The sequence below is a fragment of the Pseudomonas sp. MPFS genome (genome assembly GCF_022537035.1).
Classification (GTDB): domain Bacteria; phylum Pseudomonadota; class Gammaproteobacteria; order Pseudomonadales; family Pseudomonadaceae; genus Aquipseudomonas; species Aquipseudomonas sessilinigenes.
Genome location: NZ_CP066123.1, coordinates 5,428,101 through 5,444,655, shown reverse-complemented (window position 1 = coordinate 5,444,655; position 16,555 = coordinate 5,428,101). Strand labels below are relative to the sequence as shown.

19 protein-coding genes are annotated in these 16,555 nt (G+C 52.5%); 1 reads left to right on the top strand and 18 read right to left on the bottom strand.

Going from position 1 to position 16,555, the window contains the following annotated elements; translation table 11 throughout:
- Nucleotides 1-24: 24 nt before the first annotated feature.
- The 15 genes from I9018_RS24960 to I9018_RS24890 form a co-directional block, all read right to left on the bottom strand.
- Nucleotides 25-795: a hypothetical protein gene (locus I9018_RS24960; protein ID WP_241107790.1), complete on the bottom strand. Its 771-nt coding sequence runs from the start codon at nucleotides 793-795 to the stop codon at nucleotides 25-27.
- 1 nt (nucleotide 796) lies between these two features.
- Nucleotides 797-1,471: a TfuA-like protein gene (locus tag I9018_RS24955; protein ID WP_241107789.1), complete on the bottom strand. Its 675-nt coding sequence runs from the start codon at nucleotides 1,469-1,471 to the stop codon at nucleotides 797-799.
- Entirely contained in the window at nucleotides 1,452-2,666 is a 1,215-nt protein-coding gene (locus I9018_RS24950) for a YcaO-like family protein (RefSeq protein ID WP_241107788.1), read from the bottom strand. Before I9018_RS24950 ends, I9018_RS24955 begins: the two co-directional genes overlap by 20 nt.
- 88 nt (nucleotides 2,667-2,754) lie before the next feature.
- Nucleotides 2,755-2,934, bottom strand: a complete 180-nt coding sequence (locus I9018_RS24945; protein ID WP_241107787.1) for a hypothetical protein — start codon at nucleotides 2,932-2,934, stop codon at nucleotides 2,755-2,757.
- A 430-nt stretch (nucleotides 2,935-3,364) separates the two neighbouring features.
- Nucleotides 3,365-3,976 carry a DsbA family protein gene (locus I9018_RS24940; protein WP_241107786.1) on the bottom strand — a complete coding sequence of 204 codons (612 nt, stop codon included), beginning with the start codon at nucleotides 3,974-3,976 and terminating at the stop codon, nucleotides 3,365-3,367.
- Nucleotides 3,973-4,278, bottom strand: a complete 306-nt coding sequence (locus I9018_RS24935; RefSeq protein WP_241107785.1) for a hypothetical protein — start codon at nucleotides 4,276-4,278, stop codon at nucleotides 3,973-3,975. The genes I9018_RS24940 and I9018_RS24935 overlap by 4 nt, the downstream gene beginning before the upstream one ends.
- Nucleotides 4,275-7,199 carry a conjugative transfer ATPase gene (locus I9018_RS24930; RefSeq protein ID WP_241107784.1) on the bottom strand — a complete coding sequence of 975 codons (2,925 nt, stop codon included), beginning with the start codon at nucleotides 7,197-7,199 and terminating at the stop codon, nucleotides 4,275-4,277. Before I9018_RS24930 ends, I9018_RS24935 begins: the two co-directional genes overlap by 4 nt.
- 1 nt (nucleotide 7,200) lies before the next feature.
- A complete protein-coding gene (locus I9018_RS24925) occupies nucleotides 7,201-7,638 on the bottom strand; it encodes a TIGR03751 family conjugal transfer lipoprotein (protein WP_085600492.1) in 438 nt (145 codons plus the stop codon).
- A complete protein-coding gene (locus I9018_RS24920) occupies nucleotides 7,616-9,112 on the bottom strand; it encodes a TIGR03752 family integrating conjugative element protein (RefSeq protein ID WP_241107783.1) in 1,497 nt (498 codons plus the stop codon). The genes I9018_RS24925 and I9018_RS24920 overlap by 23 nt, the downstream gene beginning before the upstream one ends.
- Complete coding sequence (locus I9018_RS24915; protein WP_241107782.1) at nucleotides 9,096-10,007, bottom strand: TIGR03749 family integrating conjugative element protein; 912 nt, start codon at nucleotides 10,005-10,007, stop codon at nucleotides 9,096-9,098. Before I9018_RS24915 ends, I9018_RS24920 begins: the two co-directional genes overlap by 17 nt.
- On the bottom strand, nucleotides 10,004-10,648 hold the full coding sequence (locus I9018_RS24910; protein ID WP_085600488.1) for a PFL_4703 family integrating conjugative element protein: 645 nt from the start codon (nucleotides 10,646-10,648) through the stop codon (nucleotides 10,004-10,006). Before I9018_RS24910 ends, I9018_RS24915 begins: the two co-directional genes overlap by 4 nt.
- 11 nt (nucleotides 10,649-10,659) lie before the next feature.
- Nucleotides 10,660-11,028, bottom strand: coding sequence for a TIGR03750 family conjugal transfer protein (locus I9018_RS24905; RefSeq protein ID WP_085600486.1), 369 nt, complete (start codon nucleotides 11,026-11,028; stop codon nucleotides 10,660-10,662).
- A 15-nt stretch (nucleotides 11,029-11,043) separates the two neighbouring features.
- Entirely contained in the window at nucleotides 11,044-11,382 is a 339-nt protein-coding gene (locus I9018_RS24900; protein ID WP_241107781.1) for a TIGR03745 family integrating conjugative element membrane protein, read from the bottom strand.
- Nucleotides 11,383-11,396: 14 nt separating this feature from the next.
- The gene (locus I9018_RS24895) at nucleotides 11,397-11,636 is read right to left on the bottom strand and encodes a TIGR03758 family integrating conjugative element protein (RefSeq protein ID WP_241107780.1); all 240 of its coding nucleotides are present in this window, start codon (nucleotides 11,634-11,636) and stop codon (nucleotides 11,397-11,399) included.
- On the bottom strand, nucleotides 11,633-11,944 hold the full coding sequence (locus tag I9018_RS24890; protein WP_241107779.1) for an RAQPRD family integrative conjugative element protein: 312 nt from the start codon (nucleotides 11,942-11,944) through the stop codon (nucleotides 11,633-11,635). Before I9018_RS24890 ends, I9018_RS24895 begins: the two co-directional genes overlap by 4 nt.
- A 356-nt stretch (nucleotides 11,945-12,300) precedes the next feature.
- Between I9018_RS24890 and I9018_RS24885 the strand changes: the two genes are divergently transcribed.
- Nucleotides 12,301-12,663, top strand: coding sequence for a histone-like nucleoid-structuring protein, MvaT/MvaU family (locus tag I9018_RS24885; RefSeq protein ID WP_241107778.1), 363 nt, complete (start codon nucleotides 12,301-12,303; stop codon nucleotides 12,661-12,663).
- Between the two features lie 365 nt (nucleotides 12,664-13,028).
- Here I9018_RS24885 and I9018_RS24880 read toward each other — a convergent pair whose 3' ends face one another.
- The 3 genes from I9018_RS24880 to traD form a co-directional block, all read right to left on the bottom strand.
- Nucleotides 13,029-13,358, bottom strand: a complete 330-nt coding sequence (locus I9018_RS24880) for a hypothetical protein (RefSeq protein WP_241107777.1) — start codon at nucleotides 13,356-13,358, stop codon at nucleotides 13,029-13,031.
- Nucleotides 13,359-13,474: 116 nt separating this feature from the next.
- Entirely contained in the window at nucleotides 13,475-14,224 is a 750-nt protein-coding gene (locus I9018_RS24875) for a TIGR03747 family integrating conjugative element membrane protein (protein WP_241107776.1), read from the bottom strand.
- A gap of 3 nt (nucleotides 14,225-14,227) precedes the next feature.
- A complete protein-coding gene (traD, locus tag I9018_RS24870; protein ID WP_241107775.1) occupies nucleotides 14,228-16,444 on the bottom strand; it encodes a type IV conjugative transfer system coupling protein TraD in 2,217 nt (738 codons plus the stop codon).
- Nucleotides 16,445-16,555 lie beyond the last annotated feature (111 nt).

The window sequence follows — 16,555 nt, the reverse complement described above, 5'->3', positions numbered from 1 at the left end:
GGGGGAAATGTACGATGGCCATAGTTATCCTTGATTTATATCAATTGTTAGTTCGCTAGAAAACACGTCCAGTCTAGAGGTAATCAGCTTTCCAATCTCGGACAGCTCCTCTGAAGCCTGAAGGGTGGCTAGACTTCTGATAAAGTACTGATGCAAATAATCAAGCCTCTCAGGGCGAGCTCGTACGGAACCACTAACAAGTAGTCGTTGGTGATAGTTTACAGCGCTGACCGCAAATAGGCAGGCTAGTAATACTCCCCTGGGGTTTTTACCGCCAGTTCCTGATGGCAGTATGTAGCTATTTGAGCTTTCTTTAATTTGGAAGTCGTAAATCTCCGCAATCAAACTCGACCAGATATGAGACAGCTCATGTACCAGCAGCTCTTCAAGGTCGGTCATACTAGTAAAGGCGGTTTCTCCGAGAAACATTTGTTGAGGCAGTACGGGGTTAGTCAGGCTTACTTGGTTATTCATTAGCCTATATGTGTTTAACGGAATATCCAGTAGGGTGGCCCACTCTGGAAACATAGACTTAATATTGTTTGTGGCTTCCTCTAACATAAACCGTTCTGCACTGCAAAGTGTTTGATGAGGTGGGAATTCCGGAGCCCCTACAACATGTCGGCCATACAGGGCGGTAGCAACGTCTGGTTGTAAATATGCAGCTAAAGGAAGCTCTCCTCCATCAATGTTTCTACGTACAATGGCCACAAGCGTTAACAGCTTTTTGCTATTGAATAAAGGGTTTACGAAAGGCAAGCCATTTATTTCATATAATATTTCTGATGGTGACATTCTAATTTACCGTCCTCGTCCATGGTTGCAGTTTCAGAAATTCGATTAGATCCAAACTCTTAATTCTATAGGTAGAAAAGTTTTTTAGAGCAATATCAATTTTTTCTGCGGCTACGGGAAGCTCCAGCAAAGCTTCTCTCAAGAATTTGAGCGTGCGATATCCATACCACATATTCTTTATTTTATGAATTAAGCTCTGTTCTTGCTCTACCGTAATTATGCGTTCGTTGAGCCAGTGTCTTAAAAAAAATCTTATGTGAATCATTGGTTCACTAATAGAAAGGAAGGGCTCTTGTTCTTGATGTATTAGTGTGACTTCGTCATCAGACATGTTTGGGTCGCTAGAGAACTGACGATATACATCACCAAATCCTTTCATTCCCAATATGTCCATTTCACAGGCGCGAATTGCTCCCATGGAAGACAACCCCCAAATTTTCCATCCTGCTCTCAAGGCACTAAGTATTTCGGCATGACCAACAGCAGGGTGTGCATGAAATATGCCATCAACAATAGCTATATTCGACGGGGGCGACTGCTCTATCAAGCTCTCTATATCACCACGCCTGATGGGAGGCCTAACAATAAGATTTTCATGAGCTAATAATTTGCTGTCTATTCCTTGCAAGGAGGGGCCAACAAATAGTGTGCACATCTCATGTATTTTGTTTGACATACATACTCAACCTCGGACCAACCCTTTTCAAACCAGGCTCGAAGGCTTCAAGTCCTGGAATAATTAATCTAACCACGGCGATGTCATCTGATTCTTTACTGAGCAATACCCTCAGCACAGTATTCATTCCTGCATGCTGCAATTTCTCGATTAGAAATTCCCAGGCCGTCTCTATCGTAGAAATTTGGTCTTGCTGGCAGTCGATTGAAGAGTAATCGATTTGATGCCCAGAGACGGCCACGTCTCGAAGGCGTGAGATAGCCTTCAATTCGACCGAACGGCCCTTCTCTTTGAAGTATTTAACACGCTCAATAATGTCGTCTCTCCCACCATGAATGTGGCTTAGACGGCTTTGAGCAGCCTCGCAAATAGCCCGAATTAAGGCTATTTCCTTAATGGGATGCAATCCTGAACCGGTAGCAACAGATATCGGAGCTAGAGGAGATTCTTCCATGATGAAGGCCTGGAAGTACGCTACACCAAAACAGTTTTCGGTATAACGAACCGATAGACTCAGCCCTGCGTTGATAATTTTTTTAATCAGGCTTTCAATTTCTTCACTGCAATGATCGAGGTTAACTAAGCAGGAGCGATCATGTAAATGATTAAACGATTGAACATCGCGCTCCATTAATTCACATACGGCATGAACCGAAGCTTCTATCAGATCATTTCCTGAAGCTAGGCCACTGGAGCTTTCTCCAAAAAGTTTTTGACCTGGATTTTCAGAGTATGGAATAAATACTAGCTCTGCAGGAGCGAGAACTTTGGTCTTGAGTAGTACGTCTTCAACTTCGACGGCCATTATAAGAGAGTCAGGTTTAGCAGAAAAACCATGCAGCATACAAAATTGATTAAAGTTTATTCGGCCCTCATAACCCTCAGTTAACATTCGCGGCGTGCTTTTTATGAGTTCCAGCCCTGCCGCATTATATTGTGCAAGGCTGAACTCTATAGCCTCCATATAGGCGCCTATTTTGGCCTCTTTCGACCTGAGGCCTTTACCTGCGTTTACGCATAGAGACCCTTTCGATGCAGTTGGTCGTATGCTGGCGAACACTGGAATTCCAATACGGTCCAGCCAGGTTGTATCTGTCACTCGAGTAATGCCTAAACTCGGAGCTATATCCCTGGCTATAATCTCTAACGTTTCTTCGGCACTACGACGACGAAGGCTAGAACTAAGCCTCTGCATAATAAATAACCTTGAGCTATGATAAAGTGCGCTTGAAAATTAATTCAACACAAGGAAGACGGGAGGGAATTACTTCCCTCCCGTTTTTTTATGCTGCGGCTTTAGTTTCTTCGCCCAGCTCCAACGTCAATACGTTGTTATTCGATTGGTGAGCTACAAATCCAGCATGCATCAGGCTCTCATCATTGAGAATTACGGAAAATTTCTTCGCAGTCTCTGCATCCAACTCAAGCTCAAAGCCAACTTCATTATTAACTTTCGATTCCATTTTTAATTTTCCTTTCTGAGTTTTAGAGAAGATTCGTTGCGCAACGATTCAATGTTTTGCACATGACATGATGCATGTCAAATAAATTATTTATAGTAATTGGCGTGGTAATAAGTGGTCAATGTGCCACCACATGTACATAGAACTGAAACTCTCACGTCAAACCCTGCTGCGCTGTATCCCCAAGCCCAAGCAGATCAAGGTATCACCGATATAGTTAACACTTATTCACAAATTAATTATGTTTTACGATGAAAAAATTCGCCTCATCCTCAGGCTCTTTCTTTCCACATGTGGCTGTCCCTGTAATCCAGGGCAATATTTAATCTGGTGATGTCTGGTGGGGAGAATGGAGCGCTGGCTGGAATGAATGCGCCTAACTTCGATTTGACTGGAGTACAGGACTTTCAATGCCCGAGTAGATTGAGGCTTAATCAACAGGGCCTTCCAGGAGAACGGAGTGCCCTGTTTGGGTATCAGTAATCTCTATTGTCGGTGTTGTTGCTACTCCAGCCTGCTGTGCCAACTGCAGTTGCCGATCGACCTCTTGAGCGACCTCTGTATCGAGAGCCGCACATCTATCAAGCCCTGCTATGTCGATACCCGACAGGACAATAGGCGTGACCAGTCCCTGGCCATCGCCCCGCGTGTGCTGCAGGACCTGCTCTATCGCATTCCAGAATGCCTTACCCCCTCCAAGTTTGCCGGCACATTGCACCAGGCGCGCCTCTTTAAGCGCTGCAGCTCCATGCATCTGCAGTGGAAAATGGTGCCAGACGAGGTTGACGTCTGTTTGCCCATCGATCCACTGCATGAGTTGTGGGGTGTAAGTCCTGCAGTATGGACACTCGAGGTCGGCATACTCGGTGATGGTCCACCTGGCATCCGGTTTACCATAGAGCCAGGAACTCTCTTTCCCCTTGCTCGAGCCACCTGGTGGTTTGCTTTTCGACAGGTACACCACAGGAATCACGACAAACGTGATTAATGCGATGACCACGATGATCGCAAAAAGGACTATGTCCTTACGCTTTGCGTTCATGTCTTAGGTTCCTCGGTAGCCTTAGAGGTCTTGGCCAGTAGCTTTTGTCGTTCCAGGGCCGCTAGAAGGTCCTTAACGGCTTCTTCCTGTTGTGGGTGTCGCTGTAACCACTCATTCAGCGCTGACTGAATCCGTGGCATCACTTCGCGTCGATCAAGAGCATTACTTTTGATCTGTTGCAGCTCTTCGATCAGTACAGGGGCACACACCTCGAGCGCCTGCAGGGCATCCTCGCCCGGGCTTTTAAGCAGCTGGGTCAAGCTCTCGATTAAATTCTGTGTCAAGGTATTGAGGACTCTCATGCCTGGTGCTCCATGGCCTTGTTTTCAGGAAATTTGATGGGGAACGATGCGATACCGCGCTGCCGATCGAGATCCGCGGCTACTTGAAGTGCTGCATGAAGCTCATCGCATCCGAGCTCCTGCATGATCTTGAAGCGCTGGGCCTTTTCTTCACTTTCGGTCATGGCAAGGGCGAGATATAGGCTCGGTGGTACTACACGGAAGAGGAACTCTTTGCCTTTGCCCAGAAGCACACCTTCGGTGAATTTCCCGCTCTCTTTACTTGCAGAAAGGATCATTTTTTTCTGTGCTGACGTGAGCTCTCGGAAATTTGCAATTTTCTCGACCTCATCCGGCGGCATATTGAGGCACATCCACCACTCAATCATGTTGAGCATAGGTGCACCGGAGGCTGGGATGTCATCGATGTTTTGTGTTGCTAGCCAGAACCAAGCACCGAGCTTTCGCCACATTTTCGTGATCTTCATGGCGTAGGGGAGCAGCAGGGGGTGCTTAGTGATGATGTGGCCTTCGTCAGTGATTTTGACGATCGGGCGGCCTTTGTACTGATCGCGTTCGGCGATGTTGTTCACTGTGTTGAGCATTGAGATGTAGGCGATCGCAAGCTGGGCTGCATAGCCTTCGCGAGCGTATGTTGCGAAATCAACGACAGTCAGGTCCGCCTCCGGCCATGGGGTGCCTTCGCGGTTGAACATCTCGCCGTCCGCACCCATGGTGAACATGTCCATCGCCTCAGCCATTTCCGAAAGCCGGTTTCGCCTAGTTTCGGGGGTTCCTTCGTTACGAGAGGCCTCGTACAGGGCATCACGCACATCCTGGGTCAACACGACGCGCCCCGCCTTCACGCAGGTATTGGCAGCGGCAAGAATGGCTTGTCGGATGGCGCTTCGGTCGGCCCTGGTCATGCGTTCATCTTCTTTTTCTTCGCCGCCGGTAATCATCAAACGAGCAATGATCTCCATTTCTCCGAGGATGTCCCGCTGCTCATCTTCCATCTCTGCGCGCTGGGAAGTGGCGTCGGAGGCCTCGATGTCGTCCGCATCGAGGACTTTGACCATATTTGGGGTCTGGACCAGTTTGATGGCATCTGCAAAGGGGGCAAGACTCACGCCGGAACCCGGCGCTAGGCGCACTCTATGCACCGACAGCCCCAAGTTCTGTGCGAACTGTGCCAGTAAGCCGAAGCTGTTACCGGCCTCGGCGACGTACATCCGAGGACCGTAAATCGCAAGCATCTGGCAGATCACGTTTGTCAGGGATGCGGACTTGCCCGATCCGGTGGGGCCGAAAATAAAGCCATGGGCATTCATTTGCCGGTCAAGCCGGTTGAAGGGATCGAATGTGAGAGGCGCACCGCCGCGGTTGAAAAATGTGAATCCTGGGTGGCCGGTTCCTGTCGAGCGCCCCCAGATGGGGGCCAGATTCGCAATGTGCTGAACGAACATCAGCTGGACGTACCAGTCCATGGCTCGACGTTCGTTCGGATCGAAGTTGCAAGGCAACCAGCGCAGATAGCTGTTGAGAGGTGCGACTTCATCTTGCGGCATCACAGGATGCATGCCGGCAGCTTGCAGTACGTTGCAGAGCTGGGTTGATCGCTGATCCAGCTCTACCCTGTCTTTGCCGCTCAGAAAGAAGGCCACGCTGGCGCGATAAAGTTTGTGCTTGCGACCAAGGATGGTACAAGCAGTTTCAACGTCTTGCCGCGTGTGCAGCGAGGCCTGAGTATCGCCAACCGCTTTCTTTGACAGCTGCTCGAGGTGCCCCTCGAGGAGGTCCTGGGGTGTCGGCACCATGGTGATGCAAAGTGTTGTGTTCTCAGGTAGACGGTCAAATAGGGCGTTGAGCGCATCTGCTTGTCTAATTTCACCCGTTAGATGACCGGTCTTAGGCGGGTTCTTCAACCGGTCGAGCATCACTACTCGATGGGGTCTGCCATCGAAAAACCACAGGCCTTTATCAACGTCTGACAGCGGCTCTCTGAAAAAAAGGTTCTGCGAAAAATCAGTGCCGCTGGCTAGGGGAAGCTCACCGTCCTCGAGGTCACGGGGCGGCTCACATACTTGTTCGTAGAACCGTCGAATGTCCTGGTCACTGTCGCCTAGATGATCAGGGTATGGATTGAACCAACGGATCAACCAATTTTGGATTCCCCTTTGGTCTAGGCGTTTTGCAACCACGCCGGCATTTGCCAGGGCGCCGATGAGTCGCTCGCAGATCAGTTTCAGGTAGGAGCCAGGATCTTGGCCGCGCACGTTGAGATCCTGTTTTTTCACCCGACGATATACGACCAGGCGAACCTTACGGTTCTGACCCCGCCATGGCAGCTTGCTGACCGTCGTATCTTCGAAAAGTCCACCAGGTTTTGAAATCGCGTCCAGGTGACGCTGAAAGAGGGCCAGGTAGAGCTTGGTGAACTCACTCCCCTGTACTCGAGGGTGCACGTATTTGTTCAGATTTTCCCGGTACTCGTCCCAGCGTGTTTCGTCTTGGGCATAGAGTTGTAGCACCCAGGGCGAGCTTTCCAGCTCATCCAAGCTGTCCTGCAGAGCATTTTCAAGTGCGTCCCTGGCAAGATGTAGCCATTCGGCTTCTCGACCCTCGGTCCCGATCGGTACAAGCTCAAAGAAAGCCGCGCGCGATACCCCGTCCTCGAGCAGCATGGCCTGCTCCTCAGGTAAGTATTCGACCCAGGGCAATAGGTCCACAATCGACGGAGCAACTTCGTAGAGCTTCGATATATCGCTCTTTTTGGCCGGTTGCGACCCTTCACTTGGAGTGGGGATTCCCAGCGCCTGCAGGCGCTCCAGGTAGCGCTCCCGCGCTTGTTCTAGATCAGGGTGAACAGGTTCACTTGTTAGTTGTTCAACAGACTCAACCGCGAGGTTGAGCTTTTCGCGCAGGCGCTCGAAGAATCCCATCTCAATAGTCCTCTGTCCGCTCGCCTGGCATTGCGTACTGCACACGCTGATAGAGCGGAAAAACGGTGGTATATCCGGGAACAGGCACTGGGTCAGATCCAGCCAGATGCGGGAACACGTACATGACCAGGTCAGGATTCGGCAGGCGTTTAAATTGGCTGTAGATCTCGTTCTGTGCGGTGCGTGCAAAGTCGTCTGCTGTGGCGCGCTGATTCGTCATCTGCTGCTCATCGAGGGGACGTCTCAGTTGTAACCGTGCATCGAGCACTTGTCGGCTGCTTGAGCTGCTCGCCCCCCCTGGGGCTCCCTGTTGCCAAACATCCATCATGGTTTCTTCTCCGTGCGGGAGCAGTTTGTCTTTGTTTGTTGTGCAACCTGCAAGGAGGGCAATTGCCATGACTGCAAGTGGGAGAGCATTAATCGAGCGCGGCTGGGACATTATTCGCTCCGGAGTGGTAGTCGACTTTGCGACCCTTCAGTTCATAGTCGATCGCCAGTTGCTGATCGAGGTGTACGGCGACCTTCGCGCCAGGCTGTACATACACAGCAGCAAATGCCTCGCCATAGAGCTTGTTCATCCAGGAGCGGATATCACTTACGCCTCCGGACAAGATCGATCCGATCGCAGAATTTCCTGATGAGCCGGTGGTGCCGAAAGAGGTGCCGTTGCCGGTGAACATCGTTGTGTTGTTGCTCTCGTCGGCCTTAAGCAGCTTCGCAACGCCGGCACCGGCGGCAGTAACAAGCGACTGATTAGTCAAATATTCGGCCGCGTTGGAGCGCCGATCGCCCGAAATACATGGAATACCGTAGGAGTCGCTGATCCAGCCCAGGCCACCCTGAATGGTCTTCGCATCTGTACTGCTGGCCTGGTTGTTGTTCTGGTTGCCGTCCGCGTCTTCAGCCGGCGCCGGGAAGGTCCTGACAGTGCCGTCGTTGAAGACAAACGTCAGGCTGCGGATCTGCCCTCTTACACATGAGAGTGTCCAGTCGCCACTGGCGGTGCCCGTTGCGACTGCACCAGCTACGTTGGGGAGCTCGATGCCATTCGCAGTCAGGTTGTCTGGGCCAATCAGGATCTTGAAAGGAAACGGGTCGTTGACGGTTCCATCAATAGGCACCCGGCCGATCAGGGCAGACATGGCTACTGATCCCATCAGCGTGGAGTTCTGGGGCAAGGTGTAGGTCTTGCGCACAAACTTCCTGGTTTCACGGTCGACCTGCTGATTTCCAGGACGCAGGCCTTGATCGATCTGTTCCAGTGCATTCTGGCCTCTGTTGGCTGCCGGGCCGAAACTGGTAGGAAAGTTGAACCCGCTTGCAGCCTGACTAGAGCCAAGGGGCAGGGGTTTACCGTTCGCGTCCACAGCAGTGGCATCGCGTGGTTCAATCCAGACAAGGCCGTCCTTCGTCGTAGGAGACTGTTCGAAGCCTTTGCCGTCACCTGGCTGCACACCAAACCCAATTGGAAGGTCGCCCCCAGCTGCGTTAGGTTGGTTGCTGAGGTTGTTGAGTTGAGTTTGCAGAGAGTCGATCAGGCCCTGGCTCTTGTTCTGAACCTCGTCCTGTAGTTCTTTTTTCGCATTGTCTAGACGGCTCTCAACTTTTGAGTCCATGTCCTTCAGCTGCTTCTGAAGCTCTTCGTTCTGAGACTTCTGATCGTTGTTGATCTTTAGCAGATCAGCCACCTGTTTCCGAAGCTCCTTGCTTTCTGTGACTACGGTCCGAAGCGTGTCACCTGGTGTGTCGCCATCCACACCTAGCTTTTGTGCCTCACCGGAACCGATGGCCACGACGTTGTTTTCCTGGTGATCCACCTGACTCTTCTTCGTTGCGGTAAAGAACATAACCGCAGCGAAGACAAGAAAGGGCACTGCAAGCCACTTCAGGAGGGGATTACTTTGAATGCTCACGTTCACCCCCCATCTTCGGATCAATCTGGTTTACCGAACTTGGAAGCAACGAATGTTTGAGCCCTTTGCCCTGGGTGACCAGGTACAGAGTTGTGGTATCAGAAGGGTTTCCCCGGGGCCCGAGGTAGGGGTGCTGGTATGTGGCTGTTGCAAAGCTGCCTAGGAGGTCCCTTGGATTTAGGGTCAGTTGTTGGGGGCTCAAGTTGCGCAGCTTGATTGCCGTCACAAATGTGTTGTCGAGCTGCCAGGCTCCTATGGCCACAGCTTCAACAGGCAGTGTTGGAAGCAAAGTGCTCAGATCCATTTTACGATCCACCCGTACCGGCTGGATTCCGGCTACTGGCTCAACAGTGCGCAGAGGTGCATACAGCATTTGGGCTGCATATCGTGTTAGCGCGACGGGAGAAGGTGTCTCATGACGAGGCTCTTCCTCTGCCTCCTCCTCAGCGGGGGAAGGTGTTTGAGCTCGAGCTGAACCAGGAGTGCTTGGTTTGGAGGTTTGGCCATAACGCGCCCCAGCAATGCTGTCACCCGCGATAATCTTTGCTGGCTCAAGTGAGGCCTGGCCGGGTTTAGGTGCTGTGGCTGCAATGTCTACAAGCATGATTTCGCCTGTAGCGACATTTTGCAGTTGGAGCCGTGTAGGCGGAATTTCTTCGCTTGCTCGAAAGTAGATTGCCCCTCCAACGCTTTGTACACGAAGGCTGCCGGCGATGGTTGGAGGGATGCCGACGCGAACGTTTTGGTCGACAAACACGATCCTTTCCTCACCAACGTGGAGGGGAACGGCAAGAGGTATACGCTCCCACTGCATGATCTCAACCGCCTGCGCGCTGGCCGTTACCAGGAGAGCAGTGCCAGCTAACCACAGACCTAACCGCAGACGTAGGTTCATGGTTTATCTCCTGCCGGGGAGACTTCGATGCGTTGAGGATCGCCCGCGTAGCAGTTCCACAAGAGGCCAAACGGGTTTTTCTCGGGGTCGGTATCAGATCGAATGATGTGTAGAGGGTATCTTGCGAGTGCCCGCTTAACCCGTTCCCCAGCAACCGATTCGTCAGCGATCAGATCGAGATTAACAATCCAGTCGTTTATGCTCTTGACGTTGGTGTGTTCTCCGCTCTGATCGCTGATCCCACGGCCAGGAATCTCCGACACGCTGCGTTCGCGTTTCCGGAGTTCTCCAGCATTCAGCCTTAGCTCGTAGTCTTTTTTTAGATAGTCACGGCAACTGGGGGTCAGGTAGCCATCCAGTCTGCTGATATTCGCTAAATAGTCTTCCTCACCGTCGCGCGGCCATCTCTGCATCTGCTGAAAAATGTAGAAGCCGAAGGCGTAGACGCTCTCAGGAGGGACGTCCCACCACTTTCGAGTGCTGCCACTACGCAGATCTGGTGGGACGTGGATGGTCAGATCACTAGGCGCAGTTTTCCAGCCGTAGGCCATATAGGCGGCAATCATCGTCATCAAAAGCAGCGCAATGCGCAGACTAAGGATGTGCGCCTCTTGAGCGTTCACTTTTTTACGAAAACTCATGGAGGTTCCTTTTAGTCACGGCGGCAGGTCCATGCACCTGATCGCGTGATCAGGCTGCTGTTGCCGAATGGAAGGTGAGCTATGGCCACTTGTATGTGGCGATAAAACCAAGTGTCTGGGCGTCCTCGTTTCATGCGGCGAATGATCCTGCTTGCGACGGACAACCCGAGCACTCCTCCGACCAATGCTCCAGCTATGATCAGCGACCAGTTTCCGAAGAGGATCGACGCCGGCACACCAAGGACAAACCCAACGGCACCGCTGACGGAAATCGTTGCCCACATCTCGTCTGCGGTAAGTCCACCCATGATTACGGGCTGTCGGTTCAGGTTATTGGGTAGGAACTGGAGGGTTCTGTCGTCGTGGTTGTCGTCAGCCATGGGCGCTCACTACCATCAAAGAATGCTGGTGGCCTTGGTGACCATGAAGATTGCGATGCCAATCAGGCAGACGCCAACGACAGCAGTCGAGCCGAGATCCCGCCACTTCTTCTTACCTTCATGTATGTCGTGGTAAACCCCGAAGGCATGCACAGCTACCCCGATGATCATGGTGCCAACAGCTATCAGGCCCAGCAGCATGAATGCGTCATAACCGTAGTTTTGAAATGTCTGTAACCAATTCTTCCCTTCGCCGCGGGAGGGAGGCTGTGCCTGAGGCAGGGCCGCGTTCGCTGTCTGGATGACAGATGCAGCGGCAATCAATGCGATTAGGTGAAATTTGGGGGTGGGCATGATTGCTCCTTTGATCAACTGAGAACGATGAAGGACAGGACCATCAGAAGCAGCAGCACTCGGATGGCAGATGAACTGGCTATTGAACGATCGATATTTTTGGTGGCCCAGCCACGCCAGATGCTGTATAGCGCCCATGCCGCCCAGAGCATTGCGACGGTCATAACTGCCCCGACGATTAGGTTGGTACTAGCCTGGGCGGTCGCACCACTTGCTGCGTTGAATGCGGCAGATTGCACAGAGCTCATGCTCATTGCCTCTTCCCTCCGGTGGTGTACTGACCGGAGAGGTCTGCGGCGTCTCGAGGTTGGGCACGACTCGGGGTGAGATAAGCCTGGAGGCCTTGGCGGATCCGCTGGATGTCTGCCGCCAGGCGGTCATAGTCGAAGTAGTAGCGTTGCCCTGGTTCACCTGCGATGGTGCTACTACGCCGCGCAGAGTCCTCAAGGGCATTGAGCTGCCTGACCATGACTTCGATGTTGGTTTGCTCAGATGCTGTAGCGGCTTTCACCACCGGACTGACTGCAATGCCGCCAGCAACGATCATGGCCAGCGCTGTCATCGATGAGCGGCGTGTAGATGTCGAAAGTAGATGGCGGTTCACGGGCGGCAAGACTCTGGCAAGACTGTTTCCCAAGCATGCCGCTAGAGGTTTGTGGTGCGCCTCAAGAAATGGTTAACCGGGAACCTTTCATTTTTTTGTCAGCTCAAACGAATAGGTCTTCTGTCTTCCAATAGACGAAGCAGCCTCTACATCAGTAGAGGGAAGCCCTCAGGTCTTGGTATCGAGAGCGGTTTTTATTGAATGATGAAACCTCATATTTCTCGTGGTGAGAGAGGTAGCACCCACATAGATAGACTCTGAGCGCTATAATTGCTTCAGGTATACTTTGTGCCACTAAATTATAAGGGTTTTTTATGTCTCGTTTGGCTGAGTACCGTAAGCTTGAACAACAGCTGGCTGCCCAGATGGCAGAGCTCGAATCGATGAAAAATGATTCCAGTTTGAAGGACGAAATGGAGTTCGAAAGTAAGCTGCGAGCCTTACTTGGCGAGTATGGCTATAGCTTGAAAGATGTGATTAATCTGCTTGATCCCCAGTCAGTTCGTTTTGCTCCTAAGGAGTCAAAAACTACAGCTCGTAAGCCGCGCCAGATAAAGGTTTACAAGAACCCGCACAGTGGTGAAATTGTGGAAACCAAGGGTGGCAATCACCGGAGGTTGAAAGAGTGGAAGGCTGAATATGGTTCAGCCACAGTAGAGTCTTGGTTGGAAAACTGATTGGGCGCGATGGTGGGACGGCAGAATCCGGTGTCCAAACACCGGGTTCTTGCTCCTCGCCAGGGGGCTTTGACGCCCTAGCGAAGTAATTGTGATAGGTGTAGTTGGCCTGCTTTTGATGTCAGCCCTTATCGCCTAAGATCTTGAAAATCAGTTGAAATGCTGCTCTGACTATCTCCTTAATCAATGCTTGTGCCGTCTGCTCTGCCAGCCATTGTCCTGCTGATTTCAATCGACGCATAACTTGCTCCTCACTTGTTTTATGCCGGCCATTTCTAATGGCGGCTTAGGAGGACAAGAGTGAAGCCTCTTAAGCAGCGTTCTGAGTGGAGGTTTTCATACTTTTCATTCTCCAGCGCTAGGGCTTAGACGGTATCTATCTGAATGTCGTTTGGCCGTTCGCGCTTAAGAAAAAGCAAGTATCCAGTAGGCATCGAAAACCCGTAGGCCCAGCCTTGCATATTCTGGTTACCAACCTTGATTTCCCCCCTGCAGATTGGTTGAACGGCAACTAACTCCCAGCCTGCTTTGCCGAGCTGATCTAGCTCGGTCTTGAATGTTTCGTTCTGCAGTAGAGCACGAAGATCTGGTTCAAGTGTCGACTCCTCCGTTTTGAACATCAATGTGCCGCGTTGTTGAGTTCGGAAGGGGATTGGCAAGTGTTCAATGCGATGCTCGAAGCATTTTTCCGACATCTGTCCTTCCTCTAATTAAGCGTGTAGGCGGTTAACGACAAGGCTTTGCCTACAATTTTGGAGGCTTTCAATCCAATGATGGGTAGCTGTTCTTGGGCCCATTGCATCGTTGATTCTCAAAGATATTTCTTGAAGCTGGCAGCAGTAATATTCACGGCCACGCCGAGCAGCGCCGCACAAGGGAGTAGGACCAGGAGCGGGCTGATGCTGATCGGAAGCGCCAGGTAGAACGTCCAAGGGAGAATGGCCAATGGAATTAGCGTTCCCCTTGCTTTGTGATAGAGGTAGCTGGACTCGCGCCCAGCACCGAACTTGCGGAGATCTCGTCGGACCAGGCCGTCGACCAGGCCTGTGAGTGCGGCCATAGCGAATAGCGGTATGGTCATCAACAACACAACGAGACGAACACAGAACACCAGGACGGTGAACAGCGCTACAAGAGCATAGTTCTGAACCGTCGTGACGCTTTGTGCTGCTATGTATCGAATGTCCAGGTCGTTGCGTGGGCCGGCATGCACTATCGACTCCATCCCCTGGACCCAGCTGAGCATCCCAGTCTTCACGATCAGCCAGTCATAGGCCCCTGTAACGAGCCAGGTTGCTGTGCGCCCGGGTTCTTGCACAACGGCACTGTGTACCAGTCCCTGGGATAGCCAACTGAGCTCAGTAGTTAGCATTTGCTGCCCATGCCTCCAGCCGGCTTCTGGCCAGAAAAAATAGAGGCATACCCAGTCGACCAGGATCGCGACTATGAGAGAACCGAACATCACCCCGAGGAAGTTGAAGGGGAACCAGAAAATCTTGCTGATCAGCGACTCTGGTCTCTCCTGTTGCTGTTGAGCCTTCTTTGATACGTCATCTGCCATGCACTACTCCTCGTCATCGGTGGCGGCCTGGCGAAAGTCTTCTACCAGGTCCTCAGGCAGAGCGCTTTTCAGCTCCTGATAGCCAGGGGCTTCCCACCACTCTGAAGATGCAGCCGATGATCGCCGCATGCCGGCAGCGAGGTCCTGCAGGTTACCTGGCATGACCTCATCGGGGTCGTTGGCGGGGAGCGGCATTCGGATCTTCCAGAGGTTGCCTCCCTCGATCAGCGCGAAAGCCTGCCCCTTCGGCAACCCAACTACATGAGCTGGTTCAATCATCGGCACGCTTGTCGCCTGCAACTGATCGTGCGAGCTAGAGGTGAATGCTGTCTTACCGTTGAGTGAGTCGTTCGCACTGCTCGCCGGGGTGCTGTTGTAGATCTGCACCTTGGGTAGCTGATTGGTCAGAAGTTCTGCCGTCGCGGTCTCCCGAACACGTAGCATGAACAGGTTGTTGAAGTTACCGATAACCTGGCCGGCTTTGGCTTTCGACCCGATCTTCGCTTCGACATCGCTCATGGTTTGCGTATAAGCAGTGACCTGCATACCGGCGCCGCCAGCCTTGTTCACCATTGGGATGAACTCGTCACCGATCAGTTCGTTGAACTCATCTGCGTGAAGGTTGATGCGGACCTTACCCCCGGCCATGTTTCCAGGCAGCCCGTCGTCGATGCCGTGTTTGTAGATATGGCCGGCAACAGATACCAGGTCACTGAACATCGAATTGCCCACGGCCGCGGCGACTTCGGTATCCGAGAGCGCATCGAGGCCGATGTAAACAACGGCACGCTTTCGGATGATCTGCATCCAGTCGAATATAGGGCGTTGGTCGGACAGATCGAGGTAGTCTGGGGCGAGTAACTCTGCAATCCGACCCGTGGTGAGTTTCTCGAGGAGCGGCAGCAGGGATGCAACGATCTTATCGAAGTAGGTCTTGTCATAGCGCACTGCACTGCGCAGGCCATCCATCACAGAGTCGTTGATGCGTTTCTGCGTCAAGTACATGTCGACGGCTACCACGCGTAGCGGGCGGTCTTTCATTGCAAACGAGAGATTCTTTCGATCGATCTTCGCTTCCAGCGCAACGATGGTCTCCCAGGCCTTCGGATCATGTTCAGCGAAGTATTTCTGCGCATACTCAATGAACAGTTCGTCGATGTTGATGACGTGCCGACGGATCTGCTCATAGTCGGGACGGCGGCCGAGGGCGACCAACGATTGCGCGATGATGTTGACGAATCGCCAGGCGAATTCCCGGAACGCTGCAGAGTTACCCTCGCCGGAGAGCTGACCAGCAATACGTGTAGCGACCTCGCTTATCCGGCCGAAGCGACCTATGGCGTTGTAGCGTGCGGAGATGTCGGGCCACCCCAGGTGGAACACGTAAAACTCATCGAGACGCCCTGCTCGCTTGCACTCGACGTACATGCGCTTGAGCAGATCAGCGTCGCCCTTGGGGTCGAAGACAATCACGACCTCATGATCAGGTCGTTGTTCTGGTCGCCCACGCCGGCTCCAGCGATGTGGGGTTTGGCTTCTTCTGCCCATGCGTCGTGATGATCCACGGCGATGTGTTCGGCGAATATCTTGTGTGATGAAAACCTCAGCCAGTCGTGTCTTCCCGACGCGGGTGGTTCCCAGCACAAGAGAGTGTCCTACCCGCTCGCCGAGTGGCAGGCTGACGTTCTGCTCATCTGGCTCTATCCCATGCAACCTCGGTAGACCTCCCACGGGTGGAAGAGGACGGGCGGGGTTCAGGCTGGAGTCCCAACTGGTGACCTTCGTGATCGCCTTCAGAGGGAAGGGGGCAAATTCCAGACGCTCCTCCAGCCAGCGCGCCCCCTCATACAGCCTGGTCGGTTCGACGTATCTGGAGTATTGGGGCAGGTACGTATCAGTTAAGCGTTGGGTGTGTTTCTGCGTCCAGCGAAATCCCCTGCCGATGAATAGACGCTCGTTGCTGATCGGCATTTCAGCGCTAGTCATTGTGTAATGGGGAAGTCGTCTAAGGTTGGCCTGGTAACGCAGCACCCTGCGAGCCTGCAGTAATCGAACTGTGCCCAGGTAGGCGAAGCCCAGTGCTGCGACTATTCCGAACAGAGGTGTCAGTGCGAACGCCCATGGAGCTTGAACGCAGAGTGCCGCCGCGACGTAGCAGACAGCCGTGGTGAACAGCTCCACCGGAGGGCGTAGAAGTGACTCAAGTGAATAGGTGGTCATGCTCGCTCCTCTTGTGCGTGAACGCTGTTGCTTCCCTACGGGCCTGTTCAACGTCTTCATCGGGTAACCGTTCGGCTAGCCGAAGTGCAAATGCGTGTTCATTGATCTGTG